General features: G+C 67.3%; 8 protein-coding genes. 2 read left to right on the plus strand and 6 right to left on the minus strand.

Annotation, left to right across the window (positions count from 1 at the left end; all coding sequences use genetic code 11):
- Window positions 1-360: 360 nt before the first annotated feature.
- Complete coding sequence (locus VB059_RS02335) at window positions 361-1,017, plus strand: P-loop ATPase, Sll1717 family (protein WP_323420417.1); 657 nt, start codon at window positions 361-363, stop codon at window positions 1,015-1,017.
- A complete protein-coding gene (locus VB059_RS02340) occupies window positions 965-1,750 on the plus strand; it encodes a P-loop ATPase, Sll1717 family (protein WP_416339477.1) in 786 nt (261 codons plus the stop codon). The genes VB059_RS02335 and VB059_RS02340 overlap by 53 nt, the downstream gene beginning before the upstream one ends.
- 446 nt (window positions 1,751-2,196) lie before the next feature.
- Here the strand turns inward: VB059_RS02340 and VB059_RS14505 are convergent, their stop codons facing one another.
- From VB059_RS14505 to VB059_RS02365, 6 genes are all read right to left on the minus strand, one after another.
- Window positions 2,197-2,694 (minus strand): hydantoinase B/oxoprolinase family protein, encoded by a 498-nt coding sequence (locus tag VB059_RS14505; RefSeq protein ID WP_416339478.1) that lies wholly within the window; start codon window positions 2,692-2,694, stop codon window positions 2,197-2,199.
- Between the two features lie 29 nt (window positions 2,695-2,723).
- Entirely contained in the window at window positions 2,724-3,623 is a 900-nt protein-coding gene (locus tag VB059_RS02345; protein WP_323420419.1) for a hypothetical protein, read from the minus strand.
- 154 nt (window positions 3,624-3,777) lie between these two features.
- Window positions 3,778-7,533, minus strand: a complete 3,756-nt coding sequence (locus tag VB059_RS02350; RefSeq protein ID WP_323420420.1) for a hydantoinase B/oxoprolinase family protein — start codon at window positions 7,531-7,533, stop codon at window positions 3,778-3,780.
- Between the two features lie 94 nt (window positions 7,534-7,627).
- Window positions 7,628-7,954, minus strand: a complete 327-nt coding sequence (locus VB059_RS02355; RefSeq protein ID WP_323420421.1) for a LuxR family transcriptional regulator — start codon at window positions 7,952-7,954, stop codon at window positions 7,628-7,630.
- A gap of 186 nt (window positions 7,955-8,140) precedes the next feature.
- A complete protein-coding gene (locus tag VB059_RS02360; RefSeq protein ID WP_323420422.1) occupies window positions 8,141-10,930 on the minus strand; it encodes a flavin-containing monooxygenase in 2,790 nt (929 codons plus the stop codon).
- A 149-nt stretch (window positions 10,931-11,079) separates the two neighbouring features.
- Window positions 11,080-12,329: helix-turn-helix transcriptional regulator (locus VB059_RS02365; protein ID WP_323420423.1), on the minus strand; the 1,250-nt coding region annotated here is incomplete at its 5' end.

Consider the following 12,329-nt stretch of genomic DNA (forward strand, 5'->3'; position numbering starts at 1 on the left):
CCAACACTGCACCGGCTCGGCCCGTGGCACCCCGCCCAGCCCCGTGACGAGGACGGGCCAGTCGTCACGTCCTTACGGCAGAATCACGCTCACCGGGTGATCCTCGCAGCGTGGCAAGGCCCGACACGACCCCAAAATCGAGGCTGTCCGGCCGTTCGAACGACCTTCAAGCCATAGCGTGATTCTGTGGCGCGTGAAGCATGTGTTGACGAGTACTGTGCCCTTTGACAGCCGCAGATAACGGTAGGCCCCAGCCCTTCCTACTGGCTCGAGCGAACGCATGGAGGCAGGATCGGCCGTCGAGTACTGTCAAGTAATATGAAGTAGGCTTTGTTTAAGAAATGCGAATAAGGGGATTATGTGAACCTACAATCAGTTGATTTCGGGAGGTTCGATGCTGAGAGTGACTCGAAACTCATCGACTACTTTGTCGAGACTGGTTCCGCGGCGAGTGCGGGAAATGGCAAGCAGCTCGTTCTGGGTCGCAAGGGTTCAGGAAAGACAGCTCTCTTTGTTCATCTCAAGGCGAGTCTTGATGCGAAGGTTGTGGACCTCGACCTAAATGAATACCTCTTCTCTGTTCACGCAGCTCTCCGCGAGGCTGGTGTTGCAGACTCCGGGTCCTATGTTACCGCTTGGAAGATGCTGATTTACATGGCTCTGACTGGCTCACTTGAGCCAGAATTGAAAGGTGGTGAAAGACGAGCCTTCAAGTCGATCTTGAACGATCTGCAGGTTGCGGATAAGCGTGGAGGGTTTGCTCAAATATTGGGCTGGCTCAAGCGTGTCAAGCGAGTCGATCTTCCTGAACTGGGGGGTGTTGCATCGCTTGGCGGTCTAGAGCTTGAGGAGAGCAAGGAGAGGTTCGTCGGCGCAGACTTCATTGCCGCCGTAGTGAAACTTGAGGAGCTGGCAAAGACGCTAGTCTCCCGACGGCCGGTGACTGTTCTTATTGACAGAATTGATGACGTTTGGGACGGGACTCCTGAAGCGAAAGATATTATCGCGGGGCACTGAAAGCGGTTCGGCTGTGAACCTGATTCCTCGGGCAGCGGCGTCAGCTACCGTGATTCTATTCTTGCGAACTGACATCTGGCAGCAGGTTTCATTCAATGACCGAAATAAGATGAGCCAAGATATTGGATATCTACTTTGGGCTGATGAGCAGTTGGTTACTGTCATCGAGGCCCGAATCAAGTCAAGCTCAGGAGACGAATCTGCTGACTGGTACTCAGTTTTCTTTGATGGGGAAATGAGGCAACGGGCCCGTTCTAGCACGTATATATTGAAGCGGACCATGGGTCGACCGCGTGATATTTTTGCCTATGCTTCGTTCGCATTGGAGGAGGCCAAGCGCGCAGGTCACGAATCGGTTCTCGCCGAAGATATTTATGCTAGCGAATCCCGTTTTAGTCGACATGTCCTAGACGAGTTGACTGACGAAATTGCTCCGAGTGTAAGTGACTTTGCAAGTGTCCTGGCTACACTGAAAGCCCTGAATAGGCGAAGTTTTGGCTGGAGTGACTGGTTTGAGAAGGCAGGAGCGCAGGGGCTTGACGAGTCCGAAGCGAGGCAGGCGCTGGAGCAACTCTTCGAGGCCTCTGTGGTTGGGGTGTTGGAGGTTGGCGGCGGCGGCGGCGGTTCACGAAGCCGTTATCGTTACCAAGACAACTACCTTCAGCCACGAGAAGATGCTCTTATGCAGGTTCACCTCGCTGTCACGAAAGAGCTCGGCCTGAAGGACTCTTGAGGGTTAAAAAGTTGTTATCCACTTCGTTCCGAAGTCCAAGGGGCCCTAATGGTGCGTCGTTGAAGCAAGTTTACCGGCCGTTCGCAGTTGACCTTGGTGGGTCGTTGACGCAGGGGTTTGCGGCCTTGCGCTGGGATGGGTGTTGCGACACATCCACCCAGAGAGTAAAGCCGGCAGCGGACGGCACGGCTGGGCCACGAGCTGTGATCGAGTCTATGTGCTCGCGGCATGATGCTGCGAGGGTGATCTTCAACCTGCCCAACTACCACGTCATCGACGCTTTCGACCTGCCTCTAGCCTCGATCTTTCGTCACTCGGGGTCTGATCGTTGTCGAGACTGGGATCTCCGCCTTGTGTCCTGATTCTGGCAGGTGGGTATGACACTGGTCCGCATGGCGACGCGGTGGCGGGCTGTACAGGCCGTCATGGTCTTTCAGGTAGGGCGGTCAAGGGTCGCCGCCGGCGTCAGCCGGCCGGGGCCGGGAGGCCCCGCAGCCTGCCGATCGCTTCCTCGACGAGGCCGGACCAGCGGTGCCGGGCCGTTCATCGCAATGACCATGTGGCACGGCGAGTTCACCGACGCGCACGCCGTCCAACCCGCAGCCGACCCCGCCGCGTTCGGTATGCCTGCCGACGACGACGGCCGCCGCGACGACGCCTCCCATCCCGTACGGCGCCACCCGCCGATGCCCCGACAGGGTGCTCACCGTCATTGCTTTGGTGAACTGGATCCGACGTACGCCGCCGTCAAAGCCGCGCCAGCGGCCGGCGCCACCGCTCCCCGCCGGATTGCGTGCTCCCGCAGCAGCACGGGGAAGCTTTCGAGGACCTCGGGGGCTGAGGGACCTCCTTCGGCGGCGGGGTGGCGTCACGGTGCACGCGGAGTGGTGAGGCCGCGTCGGGTTCCCTTGCTGTCCAGATGTCACACGCGACTCCCAGACCATAGTCGACCGATGCTCCTTGCTTCACAAAATCAGTCATCCCCGCTGTCCCCCCAGTCGAAATTCCCTTCAAACGGACTTACAGCGCGATACACAGCCAGCGGGATTACCGAGACCGCTGGATACGGAGGTGCCTCAATCATCCCGGAGTCAGACATGAAGCGAAGGAGTGAATCAAAGAGGGACTCAAGCTTAACTCGATCCAGCCTTTCCCCCACCACAAAAGCCTCATTCGAAAAGGCCCTTTGGGGTGTTGTATCGTCACGCGGCGTGGCTGCCGCAACTTGAGCAACAAGCGTCCAGGGTAGTGCCGATGTTCCATAGCGAGTCAAAGCACCTGCACGGTCAAAATGATTCGAATCAGGCTCCTCCAGTGCCCCACTAAAGTAGCAAGTTTCCTGATCAACCCCGGCAGGAAATGCGCGAACAATCACAGAGTTCCCATACATAGACTCCATCATGCCCATAACCTGACGGACGGACATACCTTGAGACGCACCCCCGAGAACCGCGTCCCACTGAGTCAAGAGCTCGGACGTAATTTTCGTGTCAACGATTCGTAGTGGTCCACTGACTCGAAAGATTCTCCCCGGAGATAGGCGCCTCGAAACAACACCTCGCTTCCACCTCTTCGCCTTGGCGGCTTCGGTGGAAACATCCTCCAAGAAGCCCACCTGTTCTGCCGCATCTTCGAATGTTTGAAACTCTAAGTCCGACAAGTCAACGCTCGCCATCTCACCTTTTTGACGATTGCCGCCGACAGAAATCCCCCCAACCGCAAGCGCCGCATTCGAAGTCCGCTGCCACGAGGTCTGAACCTTGTCAGGAACACCATTCGCCAACTGAGACAGCAACAGTCGGACGCGCCGAGAATTGATATACATGTAATCTCGTAAATAGAGCTCGCCCGTAATTGGCACGGTGCCGGTCATCGATCTCTCTTTCGTAGGACTCTTGGACCGGGCTTCGAGCGCTGAGCCCGCACCCTACGGCACATCTTGCAGCACCAGGCTCCAGACGTGATGCGTGCTCGACGGATCTCTGACCCAGCCGCTCCCGCCATACTTTCGCAAGGCTTGACCGACGTCAGCGGGGCGCCCCGTACCCACCGCCACCGGGCGTCTCGATCACCAGCGTGTCCCCTGGCCCCACCTCGACCGAGTCGCACCCCGCCAGCTCCACGACGCTCCCGTCGGCGCGCTCGACAGAGTTCCGTCCCAATCCCCCTGGCGAGCCACCCGCCATGCCGTACGGCGCCACCCGGCGGTGCCCGGACAGCGTGCTCACCGTCATGGCCTCGGTGAACTGGATCCGGCGGACGCCGCCGTCACCGCCGTGCCATCGTCCCGCGCCGCCGCTCCCCCGCCGGATCGCGTACTCCCGCAGCAGCACGGGGAAGCGCCATTCGAGCACTTCGGGATCGGTGAGCCGTGAGTTCGTCATGTGCGTCTGCACCACCGACGCCCCGTCGAAGCCGTCCCCGGCCCCCGACCCGGAGCCGAGGGTTTCGTAGTACTGGTGCCGGTCATTGCCGAAGGTGACGTTGTTCATCGTCCCGGCCCCTTCGGCCTGCACCCGCAGCGCGCCGAACAGCGCGCCGGTGATCGCCTGGGAGGTCTCGACGTTGCCCGCGACGACCGCGGCCGGGTAGGTCGGGGCGAGCATCGACCCGGCCGGGATGACGAGGTGCAGCGGGCGCAGGCAGCCGTCGTTGAGCGGGATCTCGTCGGCGACCAGGGTCCGGAAGACGTAGAGCACCGCGGCGGTCACCACCGACGACGGCGCGTTGAAGTTCGAGTCCAGCTGGGCTGAGGTGCCGGTGAAGTCGATGGTCGCGCTGCGGGACGTACGGTCGACGTTGATGCGGACGGCGATCGTCGCCCCGGAATCCATCGTGTAGCGGTATTCCCCGTCGCCGAGCTCATCGATGACGCGGCGCACCGCCTCCTCGGCGTTGTCCTGGACGTGTCGCATGTACGCCTGGACGACGTCGAGGCCGAAGTGGTCGATCATCGCGCGGATCTCGTCGACGCCCTTCTGGTTGGCCGCGATCTGGGCGCGCAGATCCGCGAGGTTGGCCTCCGGATCGCGGGACGGGAACGGGGCCTCGACCAGCAGTCGCCGGGTCGCCGCCTCGCGGAACTGCCCGCCCTGCCCGCCGTCCACCAGCAGCCAGTTGTCGAACAGCACCCCTTCCTGGTGGATCTCGTGGCTGTTCGCCGGCATGGACCCGGGGGTGACGCCGCCGATCTCAGCGTGGTGCCCGCGCGAGGCGACGAAGAACAGGATCTGCTCGCCAGCCTCGTCGAACACCGGGGTCACCACGGTGACATCGGGCAGGTGGGTGCCGCCGTGGTAAGGGTCGTTGACCGCGTACACGTCACCGGGCCGCATCGCCGCGCCCCGGCGGCGGATGACCTCCTTGACGGTGCTGCCCATCGAGCCGAGGTGGACGGGGATGTGCGGGGCGTTCGCGACCAGGCCGCCGGACGGATCGAACAGCGCGCAGGAGAAGTCCAGCCGCTCGCGGATGTTCACCGACTGCGCGGTCGATTCCAGCCGGAAGCCCATCTGCTCGGCGATCGACATGAAGAGGTTGTTGAAGATCTCCAGCAGCACCGGATCGGCCTCGGTGCCCGCGTCAGGTTGCGCGGGTGCCACCACCCGCTCGGCGAGCAAGTGGCCCGACGCGGTGAGCGTCGCCCGCCAGCCGTCGTCGACGACGGTGGTCGCGTTCGCCTCGGCGATGATCGCCGGCCCCGTCACCGTCTCCCCCGGCCGCATCCGCTCGCGGTGCCGCAACGGGGCGTCGCGCCACTCTCCGCCTACGTGGACGCGGACAACATCGAATGGGCCTGCGGTGACCGATGAACCGGTGGCGGTGGCGCCAGCCGTGGTGGCGGAGCCTGGGCTGGTGGTGGCGGCGACGTCAGCAGCGTCATCGGCCTCGGTGTGGGCAGTACGAGCGATGTCGGTAGCGCCAGCGTCGGCCTCGGCGTGGACAGGAGCATCGACGGCAACCGGGGCCCCGAGGTGGGAGAGATCGGGTTGCTCGGTGAGTCCGGTCACCTCCACCGAGATCGCGCCGGCGATCAGCGGTCGATCCATCAGGAACGAGTACGTCGCCAGGTGGGCAGTCTCGAAGGCGGTGCTCATGGCATCGAGCTCGGCAAGGTCGACCGGGATCGCGGTGTCGGTGCCGTCGTAGCGCAGCTGGATCCGGCGGACCACCCGGATCCGCTCGGTCGGGACGCCCTCCGCCAGCAGTTCAGCGGTCGCGGCCTGCTCGAGGGTGTCCGCGACGCCGGCCAACTGCGCCAGCGCGGCCGTCTCGAGCCGGACCTCCACCGACTGTTCCCGCATCACGGTGGTGTCGGCCAGGCCGATCCCGAGTGCGGAGAGCACGCCGGCCATCGGCGGGACGAGCACGGTGCGGATGCCGAGCGCATCGGCGACCGCGCAGGCGTGCTGCCCGCCCGCGCCGCCGAAGGTGGTCAGGACGTACCGGGTGACGTCGTGGCCCTTCTGGACCGAGATCTTCTTGACCGCGTTGGCCATGTTCGCCACGGCGATCCGCAGGAATCCCTCGGCGACCTGTTCGGGCGTACGGTCATCGCCGGTCGCCGCCCGGATCTCGTCGGCGAGGTCGGCGAAGCGGCGCCGGACGATCTCGGCATCCAGCGGCTGGTCGCCGGTGGGGCCGAACACCGCCGGGAAGTGCGCGGGCTGGATGCGGCCGAGCATCACGTTGGCATCGGTCACGGTGAGCGGGCCACCGCCGCGATAGCAGGCCGGGCCGGGATCGGCGCCGGCCGAGTCCGGGCCGACCCGATAGCGGGCGCCGTCGAAGTGCAGGACCGAGCCACCGCCGGCTGCCACCGTGTGGATGTCCAGCATCGGGGCGCGCAGCCGCACCCCGGCGACCTGGGTGGTGAACACCCGCTCGTACTCACCGGCATAGTGCGATACGTCCGTGGAGGTGCCGCCCATGTCGAAACCGATGACGTGGTCGTACCCGGCCAGTGCCGACATCCGCACCATGCCGACGATGCCCCCGGCCGGACCGGACAGGACCGCATCCTTGCCCCGGAAGTGCCCCGCCTCGGCCAGCCCGCCGTTGGACTGCATGAACATCAGCCGTACGCCCCGCAGCTGGGCGGCGACCCGGTCCACATAGCGGCGCAGCACCGGGGACAAGTAGACGTCGACCACGGTGGTGTCGCCGCGGGGCACCAGCTTCATCAGTGGGCTGACCTCGGACGACAGCGACACCTGGCCGAAGCCGAGCTGCGCGGCGAGCGCGCCGATCTGCTGTTCGTGCGCCGGGTACAGGTAACTGTGCAGGCACACCACGGCGACCGCGTTGATCCCGTCGGCGTGGGCCCGGCGCAGCTGCTCGGTCAGCAGGTCCAGATCCGGCGCGCGCAGCACCGTCCCCTGTGCCGTGACCCGCTCGTCGACCTCGACCACGCGCTCGTACAGCAGCTCCGGCAGGACGATGTGCCGGTCGAAGATGCGGGGCCGGTTCTGGTAGCCGATCCGCAGCGCGTCGCCGAACCCGCGGGTGATCACCAGCAACGTACGCTCCCCGGCGCGCTCCAGCAGCGCGTTGGTCGCCACGGTGGTCCCCATCCGCACCGCCTCGACCTGCGCGGCCGGCACGGGCATGTCGGCGGGCGTCCCGAGCAGGGCACGGATCCCGGCCACCGCGGCGTCGCGGTACCGGGTGGGGTTCTCCGACAGCAGCTTGTGCGTCACCAGGCGACCATCGGGTCGACGGGCCACGATGTCGGTGAACGTGCCACCCCGGTCGACCCAGAACTGCCACCCCGCACCCGTCATCGGGAGTCCTTTCACCGTGCGCGAGTCGAGGTCCCCCTGTGCGTGGGGCGAGGTCGGGGAGGTCGTGGTCGGCGGCCTACTTGACCACGGTCATCTACTTGACCACGGTCAGCAGTATCGCGGCATCGCTGAGCGCTGCCACGCTGTGCCGCGACGGCGGCACCGGGATGAGGTCGCCCGTCGAGCCCTCCCAGGAGCCGGCCTCCGCGCTCACGCGTACGTCACCCGCCAGCACCAACAGGGTGGCCTCGCCCGGGCTCTCGTGGGCGGCCAGCTCATGACCGGCCTGCAGCACGATCAGCGTCTGGCGCAGCGCCTTGTCGTGGCCCCCGTACAGCGTGTGGCTGGCCCGCCCGGCGTCCCCGGCAGCTGCCGTCGCGGCGAGTTCGCGCGCGATGTCGTTCACGTTCAGATCGGCCATCACTGCGCCCCTTCGGTTCGGCTGGTAGTGGCCATCATCCCGCGATCCCCGACGCGCGTGAAGCCCCTGTGACACCTGAGCACGCCAGTAGCCCCGGGCCCGGCCCGACTGTCCGGCCCCGACCACAGAGCACCCCGATCTCCACGGAGCACCTCGATGGCCCGGGGCCGGACAGGCGGATCGGGGTCAGGCCACGGCAAAGGCCGGTTCGCCGGCATCCTCGACCAGGGCACGGCGCAGGAAGTCGGCCGCGGCCACCCGCTGCTCGACGCACCGCGGGACCGCGCCGGACAGCAGGAAGGCGTCGTGGGTCATCCCGTCGAAGCGCTGCACGCTCGTCTCCACTCCGGCGGTGATGAGCTGTTCGGCGAACTGCTCGGCCTCGTCGCGCAGCGTGTCGTACTCACTGGTGAGGATCAGCGTCGGGGGCAGGCCGGTCAGGTCGGCGGCATCGAGGGCGAGCCGCGGGTCGGTCACCTCCTCGGGACCGTTGAGGTACTGGGCGCCGAACCACTGCAGATCGGCCAGCTCGATCACGTACCCCTCGGCGTAGTCCTGACGCGACGGGGTGTCGGCGACCGGACTGACCAGTGGGTTGACCAGCAGCAGGGCGGACAGCTGCGGGCCCTCCTGCTGTGCCCGGATCGCGGCAGCGGCGGCGAGCAGACCACCGGCGGAGTCACCGCCGATCCCGAGCCGGGTGGGGGCGCCGCCGTACCCGGCGATGTTCTCGGCGGTCCAGCGCAGGGCGGCGTACGCGTCCTCGTGCGCGGCCGGGAAGCGGTGCTCCGGCGCGCAGCGGTACGTCGCGGCGACCACGATGACCCCGGCCCGCGAGGCCAGGTCACGGGCCGGCTCGTCGACCACCTCGATGCTGCCGGTGACGAACCCGCCGCCGTGGACGTACACGACGACCGGGAACGGCCCTTCCCCTTCGGGTACGAAGATCCGCAGCTGCTGCTCCGGGTCGGTGCCGTACGCCCGGTCGATCACGGCCCCGACCTCCTTGCGGGGGGCCTGCAGATCCACGAAACCCTCGACGGCGGCCCGGGCACCCGCCACGCCGGCGGCCGGGAAGCCGGTGAAGCCCTGTGCCCGCAGCGCCTCGACGATGAACATCAGCGACGGGTCGAGTGCCGGAGAGGACGTGGCCGGAGAGGACGTGGCCGGAGACGACGTGCCCGACGATGACGCACTCGGCGCGGTGGCCCCGGACGCGGTGCCCGACGATGCGGTGGCGGCCCCCAGCGCACGGCTCGAGGCGGCGAAGGCGAAGCCGCGGTAGTTGTTGCGCTGCACGTTGTGGCAGATCGCCCGGTAGCGCGGCGCGCCGCCCAGGTAGACGAGGACGCGGCGAGGCTTGCCGGGGATGTTGGCGCCCATGTACCAGGACGAGGCCGAGGTCGGCAGCAGGGTCATGTCGCACAGCGCGTTCGTCTCGTACACCCACTGGTCCTGCGCCTGCGTGGTCGGCTCCATCACGGTGTGATCGTGCGCCCGCATGTGGTCGATCGCGTCGCCGATGAAGTCGAGGTGGTCCTCGATCGCCAGCGGCATGTTGTAGAGGACCGAGGGGCTCTGCGGGCCGGTGACGGCGTAGAGGTTCGGGAAGCCGGCCATGGTCAGACCGAGGTAGGTCTGCGGACCGTCGGCCCACTCGTCGGCGAGGCGTACGCCGTTGCGGCCGGTGATGTTCATCGCCAGCAGCGGGCCGGTGCAGGCGTCGAAGCCGGTGGCGAGGATCAGCACGTCGACGTCGTACTCGGTGCCGTCGGCGAGCCGGACGCCGTGCGGGACGATGGTCCCGATCGGGTTCGACTTCACGTCGACCAAGTGGGTGGACGGCCGGTTGTAGGCCTCGTAGTAGTCGGTCTCCAGCGGCGGCCGCTTGGTGCCGTACGGGTAATCGGTCGGGCAGAGCAACTCCGCGGTGGCCGGATCGGTGACCCGCTCGCGGATCCGGTCGCGGATGTAGTCGGCCGCGGTGTCGTTGGCGGCCGTGTCGAACAGGATGTCGCCGAAGGAGTCGATGAAGAAGCGGAAGCCGCCGCGGTCCCACCGGTCGTCGAACACCTCGCGGCGCTGCTGCGCCGACACCGCCAGGGCAGACGGCTGGACGTCGGCGTACGGCACGCCGAGGAAATGGTTCCGGGAGGCGTCGCGCAGTTCGGCGTAACGGGCCTTTTCCGCGGCCTCCTCGGCCGGGTCGGTCGGGTGGTTGCCGATCGGGGTGGCGTAGTTGGGGGTGCGCTGGAAGACGTACAGGGCATCGGCGACCTTGCTGATCTCGCTGATCGCCTGGATGCCGCTCGAGCCGACCCCGATGACGCCGACCCGCTTGCCGGCCAGGTCCACATCCTCGCGCCAGTCGCCGGTCAGCAGGATCTGCCCGGTGTAGGTCTCGATGCCGGGGAAGTCCGGGGTCTTGGGCACCGACAGGGTGCCGGCGCCGGAGACGAACCAGCGGGCGGTGTGCACCTCACCGGCGTCGGTGGTGACCTGCCAGCGGTCGGCCTGCTCGTCCCAGGTGACCGCGACGACGCGGGTGCCGAAACGGATGCTGCGGCGCACGTCGTAGCGGTCGGCGCAGTGGTTGAGGTAGCGCAGGATCTCCGGCTGGGCGGCGAACTTCTCGGTCCAGTGCCACTCCTGCTGCAGCTCGGGGTCGAAGGAATAGGAGTAGTGGACGCTCTCGATGTCGACCCGGGCGCCCGGGTAGCGGTTCCAGTACCAGGTCCCGCCGACGTCGGAGGCGGCGTCGAAGCCGAGCACGTCCAGCCCCATCCGGTCGCGGAACTTGTGGATCGCATAGATGCCGGCGAACCCGGCACCGATGACGATCACATCGTGGTCGGTGGCGCTCGGGGCGCCGGTGGTCATGTCGGCCTGCGCGGCCGAGGCGGCCTGCGCAGCCTGCGTGGTCGGGGCAACGTACGTGGCGGGGGTGGTGCGGCCGGTGGCCCGGGCGTCGGTCATGTGGGTGGTCCCTTTCTTCCCGTCGACGACTCTGTCGATGTGACCAGCCTCACGTCTGGGTGTGACCGCCCGCATGCGTGGAACTACGTCATCGGTCGGGTGCGACCACGTGACATCAGGCGAGCGACCACGTGGTATGGGACGTACGACTACCCGGCGTCGGGACGTACGGCCACGTGGTCGCGATGCCAGGCAGGCACCTCGGCCCGGGACCCCAGGCCCAGCTTGGCGAGGATCCGCTGCACATGGCCCTCCACCGTCCGCGGGGAGACGACGAGCTCCTCGGCGATCGCCTTGTTGCTGTGGCCCTCGAGCAGGCGCCGGTAGACGTCGTTCTCCCGCGGCGAGAGCCCGGCGACCGCCATCGGGCCCGCCGCGGATGCCGACTCCGGCGCCGATCCGTCCGCGGACAGGAGGTCGAGGCCGCGACGGACCGCACCGAGCTTGGTCGACGGCGGCGCGTACGGGGGCGACGCGCCCGGGGAGCTCGGGGAGCTCGGGGCCGACGGTGCCAGGGCCGAGGACGGCACGGCCGAAGGGCGTGGGGACGGGACGGTCGTGGTCGAAGCCGTCGGGCGGGTCCCGCGGGTCGGCGCCCACCGGGCGTTCTCGGCCGCGTAGTGCGGGCCGAACGCCTCCACCCGGGTCCCCAGCAGCTGCCACACCCGCTCGGCCGCCCGGGCTGCGATCTCGGCGTCGTCGGGACGGCCCTGCCGGCTCCGGATCCAGGAGATCAGCAGCAGGACCAGGGCGATGCAGATCCCGTCCTCGAAGGATTCCTGGATCCGCAGCGCGTTCGCGGCCGCCGTCTCGGCCCGGTCCAGTCGGCCGAGGTGCCATTCGCACACCCCGGTCACCCATTCGGCGTACGCCCGGTCCCACAGTTCGCCGCGAGGCAGGCCGATCGCCATCTCCCGGCGGCAGGTGTCCAGGGCCTCCTCGTGGCGGCCGAGGTAGGTCTGGGCCATCGCGAGCTGGAACAGCGCCGTCTGGGCGTCCGCCTGGGCACCGGCCGCCAGGAAGACGGGGATGCAGCGCTGGTAGCCCTCGACGGCCGAGTCGAGGTCCCCGGCGAAGAGCTGCAGCAGCGCTCCGTACGAGTCGAGGTAGGCGCGCAGGACCGGCGACACCGGACCCGCGGTGCCCACTCCGGCGGGACCGGCCCCAGCGGGCCCCGGCTCGCCGGCCCGGCCCTGGCCGTCCTCAGGGCCTGCAGCCCCGGGACCGGCCACGGGAGCCAGGTCGAGCAGTCGACCGGCCTCCGCGAGGTGGTCCGCCGCGGCGTCGCGGTCGCCCTGGATCAGGCACACCCAGGAGGCCACGGCGAGGACGTGGCAGCGGCGCGCCGGCGACAGCCCGGGCCGGCCGAGGATCCGGTCGGCCCAGCGGCGGCCGTCGG

The organism is Raineyella sp., assembly GCF_034933565.1.
GTDB lineage: Bacteria > Actinomycetota > Actinomycetes > Propionibacteriales > Propionibacteriaceae > Raineyella.